The sequence below is a fragment of the Psychrobacter fozii genome, assembly GCF_003217155.1.
GTDB lineage: Bacteria > Pseudomonadota > Gammaproteobacteria > Pseudomonadales > Moraxellaceae > Psychrobacter > Psychrobacter fozii.
Genome location: NZ_QJSU01000009.1, coordinates 85,464 through 108,401, shown reverse-complemented (window position 1 = coordinate 108,401; position 22,938 = coordinate 85,464). Strand labels below are relative to the sequence as shown.

27 protein-coding genes and 1 tRNA gene are annotated in these 22,938 nt (G+C 44.1%); 7 read left to right on the top strand and 21 right to left on the bottom strand.

All coding sequences use genetic code 11. The features are described from left to right. Positions 1–5: 5 nt before the first annotated feature. The 17 genes from rplN to DFP82_RS11815 form a co-directional block, all read right to left on the bottom strand. Positions 6–374: a 50S ribosomal protein L14 gene (gene rplN, locus DFP82_RS11895; protein ID WP_010196702.1), complete on the bottom strand. Its 369-nt coding sequence runs from the start codon at positions 372–374 to the stop codon at positions 6–8. 182 nt (positions 375–556) lie between these two features. After that, complete coding sequence (gene rpsQ, locus DFP82_RS11890) at positions 557–832, bottom strand: 30S ribosomal protein S17 (protein WP_021813375.1); 276 nt, start codon at positions 830–832, stop codon at positions 557–559. Continuing rightward, positions 829–1,026, bottom strand: a complete 198-nt coding sequence (gene rpmC / locus DFP82_RS11885) for a 50S ribosomal protein L29 (RefSeq protein WP_110923946.1) — start codon at positions 1,024–1,026, stop codon at positions 829–831. Before rpmC ends, rpsQ begins: the two co-directional genes overlap by 4 nt. After that, a complete protein-coding gene (gene rplP, locus DFP82_RS11880) occupies positions 1,026–1,439 on the bottom strand; it encodes a 50S ribosomal protein L16 (RefSeq protein ID WP_110923945.1) in 414 nt (137 codons plus the stop codon). Before rplP ends, rpmC begins: the two co-directional genes overlap by 1 nt. A 3-nt stretch (positions 1,440–1,442) precedes the next feature. After that, a complete protein-coding gene (rpsC, locus tag DFP82_RS11875; RefSeq protein WP_110923944.1) occupies positions 1,443–2,171 on the bottom strand; it encodes a 30S ribosomal protein S3 in 729 nt (242 codons plus the stop codon). A 3-nt stretch (positions 2,172–2,174) separates the two neighbouring features. After that, positions 2,175–2,504: a 50S ribosomal protein L22 gene (gene rplV, locus DFP82_RS11870; protein ID WP_010196689.1), complete on the bottom strand. Its 330-nt coding sequence runs from the start codon at positions 2,502–2,504 to the stop codon at positions 2,175–2,177. 10 nt (positions 2,505–2,514) lie between these two features. After that, positions 2,515–2,790, bottom strand: a complete 276-nt coding sequence (rpsS, locus tag DFP82_RS11865; protein WP_021813372.1) for a 30S ribosomal protein S19 — start codon at positions 2,788–2,790, stop codon at positions 2,515–2,517. A gap of 12 nt (positions 2,791–2,802) precedes the next feature. After that, positions 2,803–3,630 carry a 50S ribosomal protein L2 gene (gene rplB, locus DFP82_RS11860; RefSeq protein ID WP_110923943.1) on the bottom strand — a complete coding sequence of 276 codons (828 nt, stop codon included), beginning with the start codon at positions 3,628–3,630 and terminating at the stop codon, positions 2,803–2,805. Positions 3,631–3,641: 11 nt separating this feature from the next. Beyond that, entirely contained in the window at positions 3,642–3,992 is a 351-nt protein-coding gene (gene rplW / locus DFP82_RS11855) for a 50S ribosomal protein L23 (protein ID WP_011279789.1), read from the bottom strand. After that, on the bottom strand, positions 3,989–4,591 hold the full coding sequence (gene rplD / locus DFP82_RS11850) for a 50S ribosomal protein L4 (protein ID WP_110923942.1): 603 nt from the start codon (positions 4,589–4,591) through the stop codon (positions 3,989–3,991). Before rplD ends, rplW begins: the two co-directional genes overlap by 4 nt. A gap of 14 nt (positions 4,592–4,605) precedes the next feature. Next, entirely contained in the window at positions 4,606–5,244 is a 639-nt protein-coding gene (gene rplC / locus DFP82_RS11845; protein ID WP_110923941.1) for a 50S ribosomal protein L3, read from the bottom strand. Between the two features lie 48 nt (positions 5,245–5,292). Further along, positions 5,293–5,604, bottom strand: a complete 312-nt coding sequence (gene rpsJ / locus DFP82_RS11840) for a 30S ribosomal protein S10 (RefSeq protein WP_010196670.1) — start codon at positions 5,602–5,604, stop codon at positions 5,293–5,295. Positions 5,605–6,011: 407 nt separating this feature from the next. Further along, positions 6,012–7,595 (bottom strand): ribonuclease G, encoded by a 1,584-nt coding sequence (gene rng, locus DFP82_RS11835; protein ID WP_110923940.1) that lies wholly within the window; start codon positions 7,593–7,595, stop codon positions 6,012–6,014. A 173-nt stretch (positions 7,596–7,768) separates the two neighbouring features. Next, positions 7,769–8,455, bottom strand: a complete 687-nt coding sequence (locus tag DFP82_RS11830) for a Maf family protein (protein ID WP_110923939.1) — start codon at positions 8,453–8,455, stop codon at positions 7,769–7,771. Positions 8,456–8,621: 166 nt separating this feature from the next. After that, positions 8,622–9,107 (bottom strand): rod shape-determining protein MreD, encoded by a 486-nt coding sequence (gene mreD / locus DFP82_RS11825; protein ID WP_110923938.1) that lies wholly within the window; start codon positions 9,105–9,107, stop codon positions 8,622–8,624. Positions 9,108–9,247: 140 nt separating this feature from the next. Then, the gene (gene mreC / locus DFP82_RS11820) at positions 9,248–10,108 is read right to left on the bottom strand and encodes a rod shape-determining protein MreC (RefSeq protein ID WP_110923937.1); all 861 of its coding nucleotides are present in this window, start codon (positions 10,106–10,108) and stop codon (positions 9,248–9,250) included. A gap of 185 nt (positions 10,109–10,293) precedes the next feature. Then, entirely contained in the window at positions 10,294–11,331 is a 1,038-nt protein-coding gene (locus tag DFP82_RS11815; RefSeq protein WP_197102436.1) for a rod shape-determining protein, read from the bottom strand. Between the two features lie 605 nt (positions 11,332–11,936). Between DFP82_RS11815 and gatC the strand changes: the two genes are divergently transcribed. The 7 genes from gatC (at position 11,937) to DFP82_RS11780 (ending at position 17,972) form a co-directional block, all read left to right on the top strand. Further along, the gene (gene gatC, locus DFP82_RS11810) at positions 11,937–12,251 is read left to right on the top strand and encodes an Asp-tRNA(Asn)/Glu-tRNA(Gln) amidotransferase subunit GatC (RefSeq protein ID WP_110923936.1); all 315 of its coding nucleotides are present in this window, start codon (positions 11,937–11,939) and stop codon (positions 12,249–12,251) included. A 70-nt stretch (positions 12,252–12,321) separates the two neighbouring features. Then, a complete protein-coding gene (gene gatA, locus DFP82_RS11805; RefSeq protein ID WP_110923935.1) occupies positions 12,322–13,818 on the top strand; it encodes an Asp-tRNA(Asn)/Glu-tRNA(Gln) amidotransferase subunit GatA in 1,497 nt (498 codons plus the stop codon). Beyond that, positions 13,818–15,347, top strand: a complete 1,530-nt coding sequence (gatB, locus tag DFP82_RS11800; RefSeq protein WP_110923934.1) for an Asp-tRNA(Asn)/Glu-tRNA(Gln) amidotransferase subunit GatB — start codon at positions 13,818–13,820, stop codon at positions 15,345–15,347. The genes gatA and gatB overlap by 1 nt, the downstream gene beginning before the upstream one ends. Before the next feature lie 114 nt (positions 15,348–15,461). Then, positions 15,462–15,538 (top strand) — tRNA-Pro (locus DFP82_RS11795). Positions 15,539–15,753: 215 nt separating this feature from the next. Beyond that, entirely contained in the window at positions 15,754–16,632 is an 879-nt protein-coding gene (locus tag DFP82_RS11790; protein ID WP_110923933.1) for a hypothetical protein, read from the top strand. A gap of 102 nt (positions 16,633–16,734) precedes the next feature. Continuing rightward, positions 16,735–16,914, top strand: coding sequence for a hypothetical protein (locus DFP82_RS11785; protein ID WP_110923932.1), 180 nt, complete (start codon positions 16,735–16,737; stop codon positions 16,912–16,914). Positions 16,915–17,015: 101 nt separating this feature from the next. Beyond that, positions 17,016–17,972, top strand: a complete 957-nt coding sequence (locus DFP82_RS11780) for a DUF1853 family protein (RefSeq protein ID WP_110923931.1) — start codon at positions 17,016–17,018, stop codon at positions 17,970–17,972. Between the two features lie 28 nt (positions 17,973–18,000). Here DFP82_RS11780 and DFP82_RS11775 read toward each other — a convergent pair whose 3' ends face one another. The 4 genes from DFP82_RS11775 to accD all read right to left on the bottom strand — a co-directional run bounded on the left by DFP82_RS11775 (position 18,001) and on the right by accD (position 22,855). Then, positions 18,001–18,531 carry a DUF2726 domain-containing protein gene (locus tag DFP82_RS11775; protein WP_110923930.1) on the bottom strand — a complete coding sequence of 177 codons (531 nt, stop codon included), beginning with the start codon at positions 18,529–18,531 and terminating at the stop codon, positions 18,001–18,003. Positions 18,532–18,806: 275 nt separating this feature from the next. Beyond that, entirely contained in the window at positions 18,807–20,072 is a 1,266-nt protein-coding gene (locus DFP82_RS11770) for a LysM peptidoglycan-binding domain-containing protein (protein WP_110923929.1), read from the bottom strand. Between the two features lie 265 nt (positions 20,073–20,337). Further along, positions 20,338–21,705, bottom strand: a complete 1,368-nt coding sequence (locus tag DFP82_RS11765) for a bifunctional folylpolyglutamate synthase/dihydrofolate synthase (RefSeq protein WP_110923928.1) — start codon at positions 21,703–21,705, stop codon at positions 20,338–20,340. Positions 21,706–21,946: 241 nt separating this feature from the next. After that, complete coding sequence (accD, locus tag DFP82_RS11760) at positions 21,947–22,855, bottom strand: acetyl-CoA carboxylase, carboxyltransferase subunit beta (protein WP_110923994.1); 909 nt, start codon at positions 22,853–22,855, stop codon at positions 21,947–21,949. Positions 22,856–22,938 lie beyond the last annotated feature (83 nt).

Here is a 22,938-nt window from a genome sequence, read left to right as displayed (position 1 = left end):
TTACCTCACAATACTTCTGGTGCTAGTGATACAATTTTCATAAACTGATCACCACGTAGTTCACGAGTTACCGGTCCAAAAATACGAGTTGCAATCGGTGCTTTGTTTTGGTTCAACAATACCGCAGCATTGTCGTCAAAACGTAACACAGAACCATCAGGACGACGAACGCCTTTTTTGGTACGTACAACTACAGCATTCATCACGTCGCCTTTTTTAACACGACCACGCGGAATGGCTTCTTTAACCGTTACTTTAATAATGTCGCCAACTGATGCATAACGACGATGAGAACCACCCAGTACTTTAATGCACTGAACTCGTCTTGCACCGCTATTGTCTGCAACTTCCAGCATTGACTCAACCTGAATCATAGCGTTACTCCACACGTATGAGCAATAAAAACCAGTTGCTGCCGCTAGCACAGTATGAGTAGACGGCATTGTAATATAAATAACCGCGACTTACTCTTAATGTGAGTGATATACGCTCGGCGCAATCAGCATCCTTAAAAAGGCGGATATTTTAACAGCTTCTGGCTTTTAATGCAATTTACTTAGATTTTTTCTACTTTTTCAACCACATCAACCAAAGTCCAAGACTTGGTTTTTGAGATTGGACGCGTTTCTTTGATACGGACAAGGTCGCCTTGTTGGCAAACGTTGTTCTCATCGTGTGCTTTGATTTTCGTAGAACGACGAAGCTGTTTGCCATATAGAGGATGACGAACCAGACGCTCAATCAAAACTGTGATGGACTTGTCCATCTTGTCGCTGACAACTCGTCCTGTCAATACGCTAGCATTGGTAGCTGTTTGATTGTTATCGCTCATGAGTCGCCTCGTTGTTTCTCGTTAATCAAAGTCTGAAGCTGTGCAATCGTACGACGATTGCCACGTACTTCATGGGTATTACCCAACTGACCAGTTGCTTTAGCCATACGAATACGGAAAGCATCAAGTTGCTTTTCATCAAGTAACTGGGTCAGTTCTTCTAATGATTTATCACGTAATTCACTGATCTTCATTACATTATCGTCCGCTTAACAATGGTAGTTTTAAAGGGCAATTTTGCTGCAGCAAGTATAAATGCTTCGCGAGCAAGCTCTTCTGAGACCCCTTCGATTTCATATAACACTTTACCAGGTTTGATTTCGCATACCCAATACTCGACTGGACCTTTACCTTTACCCATACGTACTTCTAATGGCTTGTTGGTAATTGGTTTGTCAGGGAATACACGAATCCAAATCTTACCGCCACGCTTAATTTTGCGAGTGATGGTACGACGTGCTGCTTCAATTTGACGGGCAGTCATACGACCACGAGTCAAAGATTTTAGACCAATTTGTCCGAATGCAACGGTGCTTCCACGATGAGCTAGCCCAGTGTTACGACCTTTGTGCATTTTACGAAACTTGGTACGTTTTGGCTGTAACATAGTTTAACCTCTGTCTGAGTTTCGACGATTTCCGTTTCCACGACCACGGCGTTTTGGCGCACGGGCCTGCTCTTCTTTAACGGGATTATATACACTGTTCATACCGTCAAGGATTTCGCCACGGAAAATCCAAACTTTAACACCGATAGTGCCGTAAGTTGTCTCTGCACGTACTGACGAATAGTCAATATCAGCGCGGAGTGTATGCAGTGGCACACGACCTTCACGGTACCATTCAGTACGAGCAATCTCAGCACCGCCAAGACGGCCAGACAACTCAACTTTAATACCTTTAGCACCAGAACGCATGCTGTTCTGTACAGCACGTTTCATCGCACGACGGAACATAACACGACGCTCAAGCTGGCTACTGATACCGTCTGCTACCAAACGTGCATCAAGATCAGGTGACGTGATTTCTTCAATGTTGACCTGAGCAGGTACGCCCATTATTTTGGTCAATTCTTTTTGAAGTCTTTCGATATCTTCGCCTTTTTTACCGATAACAATACCAGGGCGCGCAGTGGCGATGGTAATCTTAGCAGCGCCAGTAGGACGCTCGATCATGATGTTGCTGATCATAGCGTTGTCTAGCTTTTTGCGTAGATATTCACGAACTCTAATGTCGTTGATTAGGTATTCTGAGTATTGTTTAGGGCTAGCATACCAGTTTGCGTTATGCTTTTTTACAACACCAAGACGAATTCCGATTGGATGTACTTTTTGACCCATAACTTATTCCCCTACCTTAATAGTGATGTGACAGGTACGCTTACTGATACGATCAGCGCGGCCTTTGGCACGTGGTAGGATACGTTTTAGCGTAATGCCTTCATCAACGTAGATAGTTGATACTTTAAGAGTATCGATATCTAGACCGTTGTTGTTTTCGGCATTGGCGATGGCTGAGTTAAGACATTTCTTAACAAACACAGCGCCTTTTTTATTACTATACGTTAGGATATCCAAAGCACGCTCGATAGATTTGCCACGAACTTCATCAGCAACGAGTCTAACTTTTTGTGCCGATATGGCGGCACCGCGTAATTTTGCAGTTACTTCCATGATAAGCACCTTATTTCTTAGCTTTTCTGTCAATGCCATGACCACGATACGTACGAGTCGGGGCAAATTCACCTAGTTTATGACCAACCATCTGTTCGCTCACGATAACCGGTACATGAGTACGGCCGTTGTGAACAGATAAAGTTAGGCCAACCATTTGTGGCAAAATCATCGAGCGGCGCGACCAAGTCTTAATTGGCTTGCGTGAGTTGGTGTCTAATGCATTCTCAACTTTAGCAAACAAATGCGCGTCTATGAATGGACCTTTTTTCAATGAACGAGGCATGAAATTCTTCCTTTATTTCTTCTTGGCGCGACGGCGGATGATCATGTTGTCAGTACGCTTATTGCTACGCGTTTTAAGTCCTTTAGACTTCTGACCCCAAGGGCTAGTTGGATGGCGACCTTTGTTACGACCTTCACCACCACCATGTGGGTGATCAACCGGGTTCATAGCGACACCACGAACTGAAGGACGAACACCACGCCAACGTGAAGCACCGGCTTTACCAAGTGATTTCAAGTTGTTTTCAGTGTTAGAAACTTCACCGATAACAGCACGGCAATTCACGTGTACGCGACGAGTTTCGCCAGAACGCAAACGTAGAATAGCATAAATACCGTCACGACCTAATAACTGAACACTAGCACCCGCTGCGCGAGCCATCTGTGCACCTTTACCGATTTTAAGTTCGATATTGTGAATCACAGTACCCAATGGGATGTTTTTCAGTGGTAAACAGTTACCTGGACGGATTGGTGAAGTTTCACCTGACATTACTGTATCACCAACTGCTTGTTTTTTAGCAGCGATGATGTAACGGCGTTCGCCATCAGCGTACTTAAGTAGTGCAATATGCGCAGTACGGTTAGGATCGTATTCAATACGCTCTACCGTGGCTGGGATATTATCTTTAGTACGTTTGAAATCGATAATACGATAATGCTGCTTGTGACCACCGCCAATGTGACGAGTAGTAATGCGGCCATTATTGTTACGACCACCGGTCTTGCTTTTTGATTCTAGAAGCGCTGCAAACGGACGACCTTTATAAAGGTGTGGATGCACTACTTTTTCAACAAAACGACGGCCTGGTGATGTTGGCTTTGCTCTTACGATAGGCATGAGTGTAATCCTTATTCGTTATTCGCTGTTTCACTAGTAGAAGCAGTCGTGTTCGCGACCTCTTCACCAGCATCAGCCATTTGTACATCTTGACCAGCTTTTAAGGTAACATAGGCTTTTTTGTAGTCATTACGACGGCCAATGCTTTTACCAAAACGCTTTGTCTTACCTTTAACATTCAAAGTGTTTACTTTTAATACTTCAACACCTTCAAACATCATCTCAACTGCTTTTTTAACTTCAAGCTTAGTAGCCTTAGAGTCAATTTTAAATACCTGCACACCAAGTGAGTCGCCAAGCATTTGAGATTTCTCTGAGAATACAGGTCCTCTTAGGATCTGATAAAGTCTTGCGTTATTCATGCTAGTGCTTCCTCAAATTGTTTCGCAGCTTCAACTGACATGATTACTTTGTCAAAAGCAATCAAGCTCACTGGGTCAACTTCACTTGTATCAAGTACGTTGACATGTGGAATGTTGCGAGCGGCTAAGTATAAGTTTTCGTCAACTTCTTTAGTGACGATCAATGCACGAGGTGCACCAAGCTCATTTAACTTTGCGATCAGCTCTTTGGTCTTAGGACCAGAAACGCTCAACTCTTCTACCAAAATCAGACGCTCTTGGCGAATCAATTCGGCTAGGATGCACTGCATCGCACCGCGATACATCTTACGGTTTACTTTCTGTGACCAATCTTGTGGTTTGGCCGCAAATGCACGTCCGCCCCCACGCCAGATTGGGCTACGAATAGAACCCGCACGAGCGCGACCAGTACCTTTCTGGCGCCATGGCTTAATACCACCGCCAGAAACTTCGGCACGGGTTTTTTGTGCGCGTGTACCTTGGCGAGCACCAGCTAAATAAGCGGTGACGACTTGATGCACTAGTGCTTCGTTGAATTCACGACCAAATGCCGTATCAGAAAGCTCAACCGCAGCACCTGTAACTGTTTTTAAATCCACGTTAATCCCCTTGCTTAGGCTTTGACTGACGGACGTACGATAACATCGCCACCGGTGGCACCTGGGATAGCACCCTTGATGACAAGTAACCCTTTTTCGGCATCAACCGAAATCACTTCTAGGCCTTGAACGGTAACGCGTTTGTTACCCATCTGACCCGCCATCTTTTTGCCTTTGAATACTTTACCTGGTGACTGGTTCTGACCAGTTGAACCATGTGCACGATGAGATACTGAGTTACCATGAGTCGCATCTTGCATACTAAAGTTGTGACGCTTTACAGGACCCTGAAAACCTTTACCTTTACTGTTTCCTGTAACATCAACCATCTGACCTTGTTCGAACAAGTCAGCAAGAATCTCACCACCAATCTCACGACCTTCAAGATCGCTTTCGTTGGCACGAAATTCCCAAACACCACGACCAGCGGCAACGCCAGCTTTAGCGAAGTGACCTTTTTGAGCTGCTGTTACGCGGCTGTCACGACGAGTACCTGTGGTGACTTGGATGGCTTGATAGCCATCTACATCAGTATTTTTTACTTGAGTAATGCGGTTAGCACTGATCTCAACCACTGTTACAGGGATAGATGCGCCTGCTTCAGTGAAGACACGGGTCATGCCGCATTTTTTACCGACTAAACCGATCGCCATTTTAGACCTCTTTATATCTTATATTAATGGGTTGGGTGTTTATGTGCATTAACCCAAAGCAATTTGAACGTCAACACCCGCCGCTAAATCAAGCTTCATTAGCGCATCCACAGTTTTATCGGTAGGTTGAACGATGTCAACCATACGCTTATGAGTACGGATTTCGTACTGATCACGAGCGTCTTTGTTTACGTGTGGTGAAGTTAGAACGTTGAAGCGCTCAATGCGAGTCGGCAACGGTACAGGACCACAAACTTGCGCACCGGTGCGCTTTGCAGTATCAACAATCTCTTGTGCAGATTGATCAATCAGACGATGATCAAAAGACTTAAGACGGATACGGATTCTCTGGTTAGCCATGCCAGCAAGCTCCTAATATGTGCTTTTGTCATTCTTGCTTTGCAAAGATATGATCAAAAGCCGTTTGGTTAAATATTTACTTAAAGCTGCCTTCTGTTCTTAACCAGAATGAGTTCTTTATTGGAACTTATAGCCTGCTAAAAGCAAAATAGTTTAAAGCCCCACCAACCCTTCCATTATCGGATGTTAGTAGAGGCATAATGAAATAGTGCTAGAAACGATGCTCTAGCTGTCATAGCGCCAGCTGTTTGATTGGCTGCGCATATATAATTCAGTGGTGTATATTATACATAGTATTTCGTTCATTGCAAGGGCTATATCTATAGCGAATCCAGATATTACGCTTTATAAACAAAGCTATCTATTTCTAATAATTACCTTTATCTCTGTCAGTAGTAGCAAGCGTATCAATCCAAAACGATGTCGTACTGCTCTTGAGTGTAAAGATTTTCTACATCAAAAGTGATGACTCTACCTAATAAATACTCTAGATCTGCGACTGTGTCCGACTCTGAAGTTAGTAACAAGTCAATAACGGCTGCATGTGCCACTACGGTGAATTTTTTGGGAGAATTATAAGTACGGGCACAACGCATAATTTCACGGAATATCTCAAAACAGACCGTTTCGGCAGTTTTTACAAACCCACGACCTTGGCAGGTCGAACATGGCTCACAGAGCTGCTGCCCTAGTGACTCACGTGTGCGTTTACGGGTCATCTCTACCAAGCCAAGCTCACTGACTTGCGTAATCTTAGTTTTGGCATAATCTTGCGTAAGCTGTGATTGTAAGCTCTCGAGCACATCATCTTTATGCTGTTGTTCAAGCATATCAATAAAGTCCAAGATGATAATGCCGCCTAGATTTCGTAAACGTAACTGACGGGCAATAGCATGTGTAGCCTCTAGATTGGTTTTATAAACCGTGTCTTCTAAAGAGCGACCACCAACGAAAGACCCTGTATTGACATCTATCGTTGTCATTGCTTCGGTCTGGTCGATAATGAGATAACCACCCGACTTTAGGTCGACACGGCGCTTCAAAGCATCTTTTAAGTCATCTTCGACACGGTGTACATCAAAGAGTGATTGCTCAGCGGTATAGTGTACGATTCGATCATATACAAAAGGAACAAACTCTTTGGCAAAGTATCTGACTTGCTCATAGATTTGCGCATTATCAATGATAACTTTTTCGGTATCAGCATGTACCAAGTCTCGGATCGAGCGCAATGGTAACGCTAGCTCTTGATAAATCAGCTCTGAGCTTTGATGATGATTGATTTCTTGGCGACGGGCACAGATAGTACGCCAAAGCTGCAATAGGTAGTAAATGTCTTCTTCGAGCTTATCAACAGGAACACGTTCAGCAGCAGTGCGAGCAATCAATCCGCCTTTTAGGTTGACCGTCTGCATCAAGCTAGTCAGCTCAGTCTTTAGACGAGTACGTTCCTCTTCACCATCGATGCGCTGAGATATACCGATATGTTCACTTGATGGCAGATAAACCAAGTAGCGTGACGGTAGTGATACATTGGTGGTTAAACGAGCGCCTTTGCTGCCCAATTGATCTTTTGTCACCTGTACTAAGATACGTTGGCTTTCGTGCAAACGATGCTGAATGAGTGTTTTAGAAGTCGGTATGACTTCCGTATTCTGAGTGTTGACTATCGGTAGTGTGACGTCCAAGTCATCAGTAGCACTTTCTATCGCGCCATTGGTTTGATTTTTGGCAGTGTCAGTCGCTTTCTTTACTGCACGAGGCTCACGCTGCATATCGTTGACATGTAAGAATGCTGTGCGCGACTGCCCGATATCAACGAATGCCGCCTGCATTCCAGGTAAGACACGTACAACTGTACCTAGGTAAATATTACCCACCAACCCCAGTTTATGATGACGTTCAATGTAAATCTCGCCCAAGATACCATTGTCTAATACTGCGACACGGGACTCCATTGGACTAATATTAATCAGCAGCTCTTCGGACATAATGTTTTCTCTTATCTCTCAGCTTTCTTGTTAGACGTTCATCGCCTATTATCTTTATAGTGTAACAAATGCGGCTTGCTCTCGCCCATTACTCTCACGTGTCATTATGTGCAGAGAAGTGGTGACTGATTTCTCGCTAATAAACCCTCTCTACATAGATTTATCTTATCTATTTAATCGAGATTCGCATCGGTAAGCGTTTTAATTAATGCCAGCGTTTGCGAAAGCGGTAAACCAACAACATTGGTATAGCTGCCATTGATACGGCTGACCCATGCCGCACCCAAGCCTTGAATACCATAACCACCTGCTTTATCAGCAGGCTCACCACTATCCCAATAGTTACTCATCATCTGTGGTGTCAGCGGGATAAAGCTCACTTCTGTACGTTCAGTGATTTGCTGCTGCTTGATAATCTGGAAAGCTGGGTGGGTCATTGATGCATTATGTTTTGACACATCGTACTCTGATGTTATGGGCAACAGCTGTATGTGAGTTGCTTGAACCGCGGTCCATACTTCATGAACACTATCAGACATTTGCTGCCACATACTATAAGCATGCTCGCGATCGATTGGTTTGACCAAAACCGTTTTACCGTCTGGCAGTACACCAATGGTGTCAGACGTTAAAATGAGAATCTGCTCAGCAAGGTCGCTCGTAGTTGCATTGCTCGTCTCATTTAGCTTTTGTATCGCAGCCTCGGCTTTGGTGATGACCATACGCTCGATATAGTCTTTTGGCGACTCATTATCATATTGCGTTTCATCAATATCCACGCTTAAGATACTAAAATCCAGTTGCGCTCTTTCTAATAGCTCACGACGACGCGGCGAACCAGATGCTAAAACGATATCCATCGCAACTCTCTTTATATAAATTCATGTGTATTGAATACTAAAAAATTTTATTAATAGGCGTGTCAGAATCGGCCTGAACAATCGCTATCGCTCTATGAGTTATGAACGAGCATTATTATTCATAGGTATTATTGTTCATAAGCACTGTTGTTCAGAAAAGTAGTGATTAACGTGCAAACTTACGTAGCGCGAATAGAACCAGAGGCCAGCTCAGGATGCTCATTAATAATGATAGGGTGGCTTGAGCGACAAAAACATTTTGGATGAACATCTGTAGCATCCACAAGTTCAATTGAAAAATGATCAATCCAAAACTGGCTACTAGCCATGAGCTAGCGGTGTTCATTTGTCTGATATATACACTGGTAATTTTGATAAAGAGAGCGACTACTACTGCGGCAAAGGCCTGCTCTCCCAAGTGGGTATCCATCAGTAGATCAGCAATAATACCGATGGTAAATGCCGTAAAGATGCCGACATAGCGCGGTTGAAACAACAACCAAAAAATCAGCACCATAATCATGACCATAGGACGCAGCGTGGCCATACTAGGGCTCAATGGATATACATTAAGTGATGAAGCAACGACAAAGCTTAGAATAATCGTAACAATGAGTACTACCGTTGCATTCTCAGAATCAGGATACGACATGAGTACTTACCTTAGCGGGTGTTAGCGGCGGCTATTAGAGCATAGCTAGGCATTAATGGGATGAACACTGTGATTGAGAATATACCAATAAATAGGCTATTCGGCGACTATCAACGAATTGTTCGCTAAATGATGCTTATCTAGCGCTCATCGAAAACAATATCATTGCTGGTGGCTCGCTTGTCTTGCAGAATAAGAACATACGCATTGTCAATAAAGTTAGCTGCTGGCGTGACTTCTATGCTTCTAAAGTTGTCCGCTTGTCCATCTTTGACATGAGCAACACGGCCGACACGGTAACCCGCTGGAATACGACCACCGAGCCCTGACGAAACCAACTCATCCCCCACACGCACGTCTGAGGTTTTGAATACGTAATCGAGGCTCAATGACGTTGGTATCCCTTTTCCCGTAACGATAGCACGTTGGCCTGTACGCTTAACAGTAACGGCAACAGATTGCTGTTCGTCAGTAATCAATAGCAAACGACTGGTATTAGGATAAACATTAATGATTTGTCCTAATATACCTTTTTCGTCAATGACCGTTTGTCCAACTTGCACACCATCTTGTGCGCCTTTATTAAGCATCACAATTTGTCTGAGCAAATTGGTATCTGTGCCGATAACTTGTGCAAGAGTGAGATCAAACTGCTCAGGCTCGGTGGTCGACAGAATACCTTGCAGGCGCGCGTTTTGTGCCAGAATATAATCTTGCTGCTGGAGCTTGGCTTGCGCATGTATCAATTGAGACTTCAGCTGTATGTTTTCGCGGCGTAGGGCTTCTTTAGATTGCAAGCTTCCACTCACCCAATGCTTGGCGTAGCTCGGTAATAACGATAACTCATAAATAGGCTGCATAGCGGCATGGCTAGTATTACGTATTGGTTTAAACCAGTCTGAGTTTTTGCTATCGAACCACATCAACACTAAGGCTACTATCAATACGATGGCAGTCTTGCGAAGTGCTAATGGCTGGCGCGCAAAAATACTTGGAATCATAAGTCGTCTAACTCAGAGGTTATAAAATAAGCGGTAGCCAGTACGGAATTCTAGCATTGAATAATGTGATTAAAGGTAGCGCAGCGGGCTACCTTTAATTTTATATCTTTATAACCTGTTACTTCATCGTAGCGATAACTAAGCACTGTGTACTATCAAAAATGACAGGACTTAGTTAATACGTTTTAAACAAAAATCATGTTTAAGCTTTTGTTGTTGATAAAGTCAAGAGCAATACCACCACCACGGCTGACACAAGTCAGTGGATCTTCGGCCACAGTCACAGGCAAACCTGTTTCTCTTGAGATCAACTTGTCTAAATCACGTAATAAAGCGCCGCCACCCGTCAACACAATACCGCGCTCTGCGATATCAGATGACAGCTCAGGTGGTGTTTGCTCGAGCGCTGCTTTTACTGCGCTAACGATACCACTCAATGGGTCACTCAGTGCTTTCTGTACTTCTTCTGAATTGACTGTGAACGTTTTTGGCACGCCTTCTGCCATGCTACGACCACGCACTTCTACTTCTAACTGGCCTTCTTCGTTCAGTGCAGAGCCAACTTCTTTTTTGATACGCTCAGCGGTCGTCTCACCAATGACACAACCGTGCGTACGGCGTACATGGGTAATGATTGCTTCATCAAAAATATCGCCACCGATACGGATAGACTCAGCGTAGACGCAGCCAGATAGAGCGATAACAGCAATCTCAGTCGTGCCGCCACCGATATCAACCACCATAGAACCACTGGCTTCGTGAACTGGCATACCAGCACCAATCGCTGCCGCCATCGGCTCCTCTAGCAACAATACTTTGCTAGCGCCTGCTGATGACACTGCCTCGCGAATCGCTTTACGCTCAACTAGGGTAGACTTACAAGGTACACAAACGACCACGTTAGGCTGCGCCATAAAACGCTTGGCTTTTACCTTCATGATAAAATGCTTAAGCATCTTTTGGGTCACTTCAAAGTCAGCAATCACGCCGTCTTTTAGTGGGCGAATCGCCGTGATATTGGAAGGTGTACGACCAAGCATCTGCTTGGCATCGATACCAACAGCAGCAACAGTAGGGTTTTGCGTACGATTACTTCGTAGCGCCACTACCGTAGGCTCGTCAAGTACGACACCTTTATTAGGAATAAAAATGAGGGTGTTCGCAGTACCGAGGTCGATAGCGATATTATTTGATAAAAATCCAAACAGGTTCATGACTAATATATCCAGCGTCTTACGAATGAGGCGAATGAGATTGACTGAGGTGTTACTCGTCAGTGTTGAGCAGGTCGTCATTAGACATTACCTGAAGCGAAAGCTGAACATCGCAACAAGCCAAACCTAAGCAATAATGATGAAATGAAAAAATCGAGCTAAATTATACCTATTTAGCTCAAAAAAAACACAGGTATTTGCATCAATAAGTAAGGAATTTAGTCTTAAACGCTAAAAGTTGTTTCAAAGTTTGAAATAGCAGTCTCTATCGCTCAATCTAATGAAACACCATTTAATTCAATAACTAACAAGGGTTCTACAGGCAGATGAGGTTTTGCTTAATAGCACAAGTGCATACTGTAACGTATTTCAGAACATAATGGGGAAGCAATTGAAAATCTACCGTGAATTATTCAGTCAATTTTGCAAATCACTTGCTCTTGGTTGATATTGTGCATCAATCAAGCGTCATGCTCTGTAAACTTAGGTCAGATGCTTTATAATAACGTAACTCTATATCAGATTTTATCTTAGTACCTGTTCCGTATCTAATCTATTATCTAAATCTAACTAGTACCTAAATCTAACAAAAACTGTCCTTCACTGGAGAAACTATGTCACAGCAACCAACAACGTCTGACAGCAACGTCAGTCGTGAAGAGATCCTAGAAGTTGCCAGCCTTGCGCGTTTAGGTGTCGATGAGACTACGGCCGATAACTATGCCGACGACATCAGTAAAGTACTAAAGCTTATGCATACGCTTGCTAATGTGGATACCACTGATATCAAACCATTATCGAACATCCATGAAGCCTGCCAAGAGCTGCGTGTCGATGTTGCCAAACATGATATCAACCGCGAACGCAATCAATCGGTCGCGCCAGCCGTTGAAGACGGTTTGTATTTGGTACCACAAGTGATTGAGTAAGCAGTCTGTTATCTCTCTTCCTTTATTCCATTCGATTTTATGTTATTAACATTTTGACGGACGACACCTTATGTCTGAACTTCATTTATTAAGTACCCAGCAGCTTATTACGGGCTTACAAGACAAACAATTTAGTAGCCTTGAACTGACAGAACACTACATCAAACGTATCGATGCGCTAGACAGTAAGATTAACAGCTTTATCACTCATACCTCTGAGACGGCACGCGCGCAAGCAAAAGCGGCAGATGAGATGCGTGCACAGGGCGATCAACGCCCATTACTCGGCGTCCCTATGGCACACAAAGACATCTTTTGTACCCAAGGCGTACTGACGACTTGTGGCTCAAAGATGCTGCACAACTTCATCTCACCTTATAATGCTACTATCGTCTCTAACATCGACAAAGCAGGCATGATTAGCTTAGGCAAGCTCAATATGGATGAGTTTGCGATGGGCTCAGACAATAGCAGCTCATACTACGGCACGGTACAGAATCCTTGGAATCTAGAGCGCGTCCCTGGTGGTTCATCAGGTGGTAGTGCTGCCGCCGTTGCCGCTGGTTTTGTTCCAGTCGCAACTGGTAGTGATACGGGTGGCTCTATTCGTCAGCCTGCCTCATTCTGTGGCCTAACGGGTATCAAGCCTACTTATGGCCGTGTATCACGCTTCGGCATGATTGCCTACGCTTCAAGTCTGGATCAAGCTGGTAGCATGGGACGCAGCGCTAAAGATTGCGCTTACCTGCTACAGCCAATGATTGGTCACGATCCACGCGATGCGACTTCTATCAAATATGACATGCCTGACTATGTACAAGACATCAACGATGCAGAAGCCGCTGCTGGTGACAAACCATTTGCTGGCTTGCGTATTGGTGTGGCCAAAGAATACTTCGGTGCAGGGCTTGATAGCGAAGTTGAACAAGCAGCACGTGCGGCGCTGAAGAAGTACGAAGAGCTGGGCGCAACGATTGTAGAAGTGAACATCACTGATCCTGAAATCACGCTTGCCACTTATTATATGCTAGCCCCTGCCGAGGCATCATCGAACCTATCACGATTCGATGGCGTACGTTTCGGCTATCGCTGTGAAAACCCAACGGATCTGATCGATCTATACACGCGCTCACGCTCTGAAGGCTTTGGCCCTGAAGTACAGCGTCGTATCCTGACCGGCACTTATGCGCTATCTGCTGGTTACTTTGATGCTTACTATACTAAGGCACAGAAAATCCGCCGCTTAATCGTCAAAGACTTCGATGAAGCATTTGCGAGCTGTGATGTGATTGCCAGTCCAACCGCACCAACTGCTGCTTACAAGCTCAGTGACAATCTCGACCCTGCGACCATGTACTTAGGTGACATTTATACCATCGCGGTCAACTTAGCAGGTCTGCCTGCGCTTAGCCAACCAGCTGGTCTGACCTCAGACGGTCTACCAATTGGATTGCAATTAATCGGTAAGCATTGGCAAGAGAGTCAATTACTCACGACAGCGCATCTGTTCCAGCAGCATACGGATCATCATCTACAGCACTCTGCCATCGCAAAGGAGACGGTATAATGAATACAACAACTACTACTGATAACAATGCCGTCCGCGAGCACGCCGTGCGTAAAGAGCTGTTCGTTGATGGTTATGAAGTGGTCATCGGCATCGAAATTCACTGCCAGCTCAATACTGAAAGTAAAATATTCTCAAGTGCACCGACTGACTTCGGTCACGAGCCAAACAGCCAAGCCAGCATCGTAGACTTGGGTCTGCCTGGCGTATTGCCAGTGCTAAATGCTGGCGTGGTCGATCGCGCGCTAAAATTCGGTATCGGCGTCAATGCTGAACTGGGCTTGTTCAATACGTTTGATCGTAAAAACTACTTTTACCCTGACTTGCCGAAAGGCTATCAAATCACCCAGATGGCCAATCCTATCGTTGGCGAAGGTTACATCGATGTCGTGGTCAATGAAGGTGAGAAGAACGAATATCCTAAACGTATGGGTATCACCCGCGCGCATTTAGAAGAAGATGCTGGTAAATCTGTCCATGATGCCGTCGATGGTATGACTGGCGTCGATCTCAACCGTGCTGGTACACCGCTGATTGAAATCGTCTCTGAACCTGATATGCGCTCCGCTCATGAAGCACTTGCCTACATCAAAGCGATTCATCAGTTGGTCACTTGGCTAGGTATCTCTGACGCTATCATGGCAGAAGGGTCGTTCCGCTGTGATTGCAACGTCTCTGTGCGCAGACCAGGTGATGAGCTTGGTACGCGTACTGAGCTGAAAAACTTAAACTCGTTCCGCTTTATCGAACGTGCCATCAATCGTGAAATCGAGCGTCAAATCGATATCATCGAAGAAGGTGGCAAAGTTGTCCAAGCAACGATGCTATATGATCCAGAGCGCGATGAAACTCGCACCATGCGTACCAAAGAAGACGCCAACGACTATCGCTATTTCCCTGATCCTGACCTGCTACCTGTCCGTATCGAGCAGCATACGGTTGATGCGATTAAAGCCGCCATGCCTGAGCTACCTGTAGCCCGTCGTGCACGTTTTGAAGAAGCGCTTGGTCTGTCAGAATATGATGCTCGTATCTTGACTGGTAGTCGTCAAATTGCCGATTACTTCGAAGACGTGGTCGCTGAAGTGGGGCAATCAGATGCCAAAATGGCTGGCAACTGGGTCATGGGTGATTTGCTCGGCGCGCTGAATAAAGACGACAAAGACATCGTCGACTCCCCTATCAGCGCCAAGCAATTGGCGGGTATGCTAAAACGTATCAAAGACGACACGCTATCTGGCAAATTGGCTAAGAAAGTCTTTAGTGCTCTATACGAGCGTGAAGGCGGCGATGCTGATGATGCAGCCGATAAGATCATCGAAGAAAAAGGTCTCAAGCAAGAAACTGATACGGGCGCTATCAAAGCCATCGTTGAAGAAGTCATTGGGAAAAACCAAGCAATGGTCGATGAGTATCGTGGCGGCAAAGAAAAAGCCTTTAACGGTCTGGTCGGTCAAGTCATGAAAGCCAGTCGCGGTAGTGCCAATCCGCAGCAAGTGAACCAAATCTTAAAAGAGTTATTGGGTTAAGGTAAGCTACTGGTTGGTTCAGCTGACTGTAATAGGCAAAATAATGTGATAGATTTTGGCTACTAGAAATAGCCCTTGCAATATGCATAATTTTGCGTAAAATAGTCAGTCACTCGGGGCGTAGCGCAGTCTGGTAGCGCACTACACTGGGGGTGTAGTGGTCGCAGGTTCAAATCCTGCCGTTCCGACCAAACATAGTAGTAAAGAGAAAAGCCAATCATTGTTTTCAATGGTTGGCTTTTTTTTGTGCTAAATTTGGCTAGTAATTGTATGATGTTTTGATTGAGCAAATAATAATAAAAATCTTGCAAGGCATGATGAATAATCTAAAGCTAGTCATCCATATAGTTTTAGGCTGGCTTGTCTTATATCTACTTTGATTTAATGGTGTATAGAGGTGTGAATTGTGAAAGGTTATGTGTCCATAGATGAAATGATTAAAATAGCTGAATCGAAAATTAAAGGTTCTATATTTGAGATTTTAGGAACTGAAAAGTTTTTGCAACGAGCTTTAGACAGTGCAGAAATTGAGCCAGTTTTTCATTTTTCAGGTTATGGCGTTTTGCAGGCATTCGTTGAAAATAAATTTTATCGTGAAAATGAAAACATTCAAAATATGTGGCGTTTTGATGGTTACTTTCGTGACAGACACTCTAATATGTTTCATTTCCCGAAGATTTCTAAAGAAAGGTTAAAATCTTCTTTTAGAAACTTAGAGAACGATAGGTTTATACTACGTTCTAGTGGTGGATATATTATTGATTTGAATTACTTCGAATATGTAGGTAGCCACACGAAAGAAGCTCTTAACGATATTGATGTTAAAGGCGAGGTCACTATATTAAATAAAGGAGCTGCTCTTTTTAATGAAAAACCAGTTTATAAAGGGCATTTTGGTCATGAAGATTTGATAGATACAATTATTATTAAAAGAGATGATGTCTATATTGATATTAGGGAATTAAGCAAAGTTTTAAACCTAGAGCCTTCTGCTTATGATTTGACCCTTAATACGCCAAAGGCTATTGAAGGAATAGATAGGGGTCACAAAGTAACTCAACTAAATACACCGATTGATGACGAGCCAACACACCATAAAAGTGTAGGTTCTATGCAAGCTTTAGTGACTACGCTTATTAAAATGGCTGAATATGATAAAGAACACCTAGCCGATCCTTATGGAGAACTTAATAAGCTTATTCAAGCTAAAGCTGAGGGACTAGGGCTGTCAGTTAAAAAAGATTTTATTGCAAAATGGTTAAAGAAAGCTGATGAGGTTCTATAGAACTTTGACATTTTCTATATAGAACTATCGAATTACTTTATTCCATAAAATACCTTCATACCAGCCGTATCAATCAAGTTACGGTAAATATGGAGCTAAACTATGACTCAGCAAGATCATACCTCACCTAATCTAGAACAACAGCCACCGCATAGCGTACCTAGCAACTTCTCAAAGTGGATACTGCCAATACTAAAAACGGTACTTAGCATTCTATTGCCTTACTTACTATCACCGCCTGATATCAGCATTCATATCCATCACATTAATATCATGTTTTAAAGCTAAAGGACTGAGCACTACCCTAGCCGATACTCGTGTCCTATAGACTTTTATAGAGCGAGCCGTTAGGGTAAATATACACCTTTACACTGGTTCACCTTATGTCAGAGCCTATCGCTCAGCCCACCTCTACCCGCCTCATAGATGATGCCCCTTGGGAGCGTTACCGCCGACCTTATGTGCGTGATTTAGCTTATGCCCTTGCTTGTCCTAACGTCTTAACACAGTGGATAGACTTTGCACCGCATGAAAACACACATGCTATTGCAGTGCATAGCGCTCACTTTTGGCAGTCGCAATTCAAGGCGTATGAGCAGCGGTTAACAGAGCTGGATACCACTAATGACTATCAAGCGCTGACTCGTTATTTACTCAAGCGCCCAAGTCCCAATCGATTGGGTTTTCATTTTGAAGGGTTGCTGTCATTTTGGTTAGAGGATGGATTTGCGCGCAAGCTGCATCCGTACGAGACGCTCGCTAATAACGTACAGTTATTTAACGGCAAGCAAACGACAGGTGAAATAGATTTAATTTTATATAATCATCAAGACAAGCTGGTTGAGCATTGGGAGCTGGCCATCAAGTTTTTTATGGGGTCAGCGCCTTTTGAACCTGTGAACTGGGTTGGCATTAATGCCAATGACAATTTGCAGCGCAAAATGACGCATATGCAGACCAAGCAGTTTCGGGCGGTGTGGGTAGAGACGGAAAATCATGGGCAAGTTAAAATTGATAAACGTTATGGCATTATAAAAGGGCGGTTTTTTCTGCCAATAGATACCAATAACTTTAGCTACCCTGCTTGGCTAGCACCGAGCTTTCCGATGCATGAATGGTGCGATAAGAATGACATAGCCAATCTCGCTACCATCGATACAACACAATTACGAGCCGCGCATTATATCGAATGGTTTACCAAGCGCAGCTTTTATGATGCATATCAAACGCAAACGGTTTGGTCAGATAATGAGCCGCCTGCGACAGGATTATATTTTGTGGGTGATAGACCCATCGTGATTTATCCCAGACAACCAAACCAAATGGATGAAGCGTCTTAGCTAACCTAGATACTTAAAACGGAAAAGCTTAATAACTTTCAATCACCTGCATCAGCTCATATCTAAGCATGTCAGCACTGGGCATACGCTCCGCATGAAAGCGCACCATCGCAATACCTGCACTGGCAAGCGCTTTGTCTTTCTTGTCATCCGCTTTTTGACGAGCTTTACTACTATGTGTCCAGTCATCCAGCTCGATAGCCACCAGCGTGGTCTGAGCATCAACATCCACGATCACATAGTCAACGCTCTGTCGGCAGATACGATTGAACCAGAAGCTACGTTCTGATGTCTCACTACTATTGGCTTCAATGATTCGTGATAGCTGAACTTGGACAAATATGTGATATTCAGGTAAAGCACCTTTTAACTTATTAAAAAATATTACCTCAGTATCCGTCATGATCGGCATCGGTGCAAACGGCCAAATAGCCAACTCATCGCCACGTACAGGCTTTGGATCAGGCTCGACGACTACACGTTTTTCTAACAGCTTTGGTACGGTAATTAGCCCTAAAAATCCAACGGCTAAGATTAAAAATATAACACCAAACGACATGGTTTTACCTTATACATGATTAAAGCGGTCAGATAGTTATGGCGATATTGTAGAAGAGTCGACACATAACTGACCGCGGCAAGGCAGCCCTTATAGACTGACAGGTTATAAGAAGAGAGATAGAGAAAAACGGTGCTTATCGTAACCAAGCTGACCTAAATCAGCAAACGATAAAACAAAAAACACGACAATAGATGTCGTGTTTTCGTGATGATAATATGTTTAATTCAATATACTAGGGCGTGTCCTAGAATACAGGCTTAGTAAACCAGCTATCACCAGTATAAGACCCAAGCACCCGTTGTATTCACTTTAGGATCACTATTAATCTTATCCTTTAGCGCCAAGGCTGCGATTTTACCACGCTCAGGGCCGACGACAACTCGGACACCGCGACTGGTACGGCTGGTTTTAACCTGATAGCCTGCTGCTTGGAATTTTTTGACCAAATCATCCGCTCTATTCTGATCATTCGCCAAAGCCACTTGTACCCCAAAGCTACCCTTCGCATCTGTCTCTTTGACTTCTTTACGAGCTTCGCTGAGTTTCTGCTGTGCTTCACGCTTGGCTTCTGCTGTTTTCTTAGCTAAGGCAGCTTCCTTTTGACGCTTGGCTTCAGCAGCGGCAGCTTCACGTTCTAATCGTTGCACTTGAGCACGTGATGGAATCGTTATATTTTGACCTAATTGTAATGATGCTGACGGAGAAATATCATTAGCTTGTGCCAATACTTCTACCGGCATGTTGTATTGTCTTGCTAGCTTAATTAGGCCATCACCTCTTTTTACTTCATAATCAGAAGGTGATTTTGGTGGCTCTTTTTTAGCGGCTTCAGTAGCCTCTTTCTTTTTCTGCTCTGCTAAAGCTTTGGCTCTAGCTTCGGATTCAGCTTTCTTTTGAGCATCCGCTTGTTTTTTAGCTTCAGCCTGCTTTTTGGCCTCTGCTTGTTTCTTTACTTTCGCTTGCTCGTTTGCTTCAGCTGCTTTTTTACTATCCGCTAATGTTTTAGCAGCGGCTTCTGCTTTAATCGTAGCTTGGCGCTTTGCTTCTTGTTGCGCTTGAGCAGCTTTTTGCTGTTCAGCGTCACTAGACTTCTTATCAGCAGCAGCCGATTCACTATCCGTACGAGGTTGGACGGTTAGGTCTTTAGCGATATCTTTTGCCGCTTCTATATTTTCAGTCTCGTCGACGGCTGGTGCACTATTGGCCACATATTGCTGGCTTTCAGCACGTGCTTTCGCCAATGCTTCTGCTTCGGCGGCTTCTTGTTCGGTCAAAAATTGCTGTGCTCGCTTTTCTTGCTCTGCGACACGGGCAGCACGCTCTTTTTGTTTCTGTGCCAAGATGCGTTTTTCTGTCTCGATATCAGTCGTTAACGGCTGCGCAGCTGCTTGCTCAGTACTTGGCGTATCTACCATCGCTGAGGTTGGCGCAGGCTGTTCATTGCTGCTATCGCCAATCTGTTGCACCATAGCGTATAGCATCACGCTACCGCCTAAAATCATCCCAATGCCCAATAAGGCTTGTCTCGAAAAATTCATCCGTTTACGTCTCTTAGTTGGTAATAAGGTTGATTGAGCGGCGCAGCTGTCGTCTCAAAGTTATATCGTAGAGAGCTATATCATAGAGAGCTTTGATGACTAGCGATTGCCGCAGGTTACATGTATCAATTTTCAGAAGTTATGTCGATCTTTTAATGTCAGTGCTCTTAGTTTCAATGCTCTGAAGCATTTTGATTATAAAGCATATTTTCTATACTGTCTGCCATCACGCTACCGTTAAGATTAACATTAAATAGCGGCTGGTTTAACTTAAATTATCAGCATCCAGTGCAGATAGCGCCTCTCCTATTGTATGGAAAGAGCCGCATACTACGATTAAGTCTTGCGGTTGACTCACCGCTCTGACTGCATAAGTCGCGGATTGCAAACGCTCAAATTCATGTACTTGAGCATCATCGACATGATTTACTAGTATACCCTGCAAATGCTCAGTACTGGCTGCCCGTGGATAGTCGATTTCAGCGATAAACCACTCGCTAATTGGTAATCCTGTCTCGGTCAAACGCTGTACGACTTTTTCAATGTCTTTATCAGCTAACATGGAAAACAGCATTTTAATGGTGGCAGGCGCGCTATCAGCATGTTCAGCGGTATTTTGGTCTGCGACATGCTGCTCCCAAAGCGGTAGTAATTGCGCTAATAAAAACTCAACACCTTGCTCGTTATGCGCCACATCAAATAACCAATAACGATTATCTATCTCGCGATAATCAAAGCGACCTGCTAACTTGACCGTTTGCAACGCTGCCTCGATAGCATCGGTATCGATATTCAACGGACTTGCGAGTACTGCTGATAGTGCATTTGCCGTATTGGTCAACGACAATGCTGGGCGCGGCAGTTGCATAGTGACAGCAGCATTACTGTATTGCCACGTCCCTGCATCAATGTCGCGGTGGCTAAAGTCTTGCCCTACTTGATAACAGTTTGTCTGATGCTTATCAATCGCTTGCTGAACGCTATCCGGCATCTCAATAGCACCATAGATTAGGCTGATATCATCACGCAATATACCTGCTTTTTCTGCGCCGATATCTTCCACATTGTCACCTAACCAGTCGACATGATCGATTGCAATATTGGTAATCACGGCCATATCAGGGTCAATAATATTGACCACATCTAGACGACCACCTAGCCCAACCTCTAACACCCACACATCACAATCTGCTTCAGCAAATATTAACAATGCCGCCAATGTCGTCATCTCAAAAAATGATAGGGTCAACTCACATTGTAGGCGTGCCGCTTCTACTTTGCTAAAGGCAGCAATCAAGACTTGGTCACTGACCATCTCGCCATTGATGCGCACGCGCTCATTAAAGACACTCAAATGCGGTGATTGATATAAGGCTGTTTTATAACCTGCTGCTTGACACATTTGTGCGATGACAGCGGTCGTCGAACCTTTACCATTGGTACCTGCCACCGTAAACACGTAAGTATCATCTTTAGCTGACTGCACTACGCCTAAGGCTTCAGCGACTGGTAACACGCGCGACAACCCCATGTCTATCGCCGACACGTGTATCTGTTGCATGTAATCAAGCCATTCGGTCAAACTGGCATTCTCATTAGGGCTATTCGGGTTAGAAAGTGAAGTGTCAGACATAGATGAAACCTATATTGAAATATTCGAATAGAAAATTGGTGATTAGAAAGCTATCAGTTAGAAAGTCATCGATTAGAAGATAAGCCCTAGTATATAACTACCTGACCAAAACCAAAAATAGCATTTACCGTTGTATGACGATAAATGCTATTAGGGAGTTCTGCATATTTATAGATAGTAGCACTATACTAGGCAGTTATACCAACCACCTGCTTATTTGGAAGGAAGCATCTACAATGTATCAAGCATCAACATTAGGCATGCGGCTTAACTTTGCCAACAAGCGATAGATCGTTTCAATCATCTGATGACGATGTACCACTTCATCCACTACGCCATGCTCTAACAGAAACTCTGCACGCTGGAACGGTTCTTCCAATGTCTCACGTACCGTTTGCTCAATCACGCGCTTGCCTGCAAAGCCAATCATCGCCTTTGGTTCGGCTAAATGAATGTCACCAAGCATAGCAAGTGAAGCAGTCACGCCACCATAGACAGGATTGGTCAAGACAACAATATACGGAATACCTGCAATTCTCAAACGCTCAATCGCAGCAGCCGTGCGTGCCATTTGCATCAATGACAGTAGGCCTTCTTGCATACGTGCACCACCAGAAGCAGCGAAACACACTAAAGGTACTTTATCTTCTAGCGCTTTTTCGGCAGCTTGCACGAAACGATCACCAACGACTGACCCCATAGAGCCACCCATAAAGCGGAAATCAAATGCACAAGTGACCACATCGAGATTTCGCAGCTTGCCATACAGCACAATTAGTGCCTCAGACTCACCTGTTTTTTCTTGTGCTTCAGCCATACGTGCAGGATAAGGCTTACTATCCACAAAACGCAGCGGATCTTTTGCAACGAATTCTTGTCCAAGTTCACCGTTGACCTGATCAAGCAACCAGTTTAGACGCTCACGAGCACTCATCGGTAAGTGATGATCGCAATGCGGGCACACATAACTGTTGAAAATCAGCGATGTATTGGTAATCATCGAATGACAGTTACTGCATTTGGTTGATGGTTCAGTCTCTACCGCACTCAATGGTGCGGTCAATTGCTGCTTAACGCCTGGTATCGGGCGATTAAACCAAGATTGCCCAGCAATGTTATTGTTAGGCTCAGCATTATTAGAAGTAGTCATATCAGGTTTTGTTATCGTATCAGTCATATTATTCGCCATTATCAAAGGCTTATCGACAAGCTGGCTCATTCACTTGTCCCTAA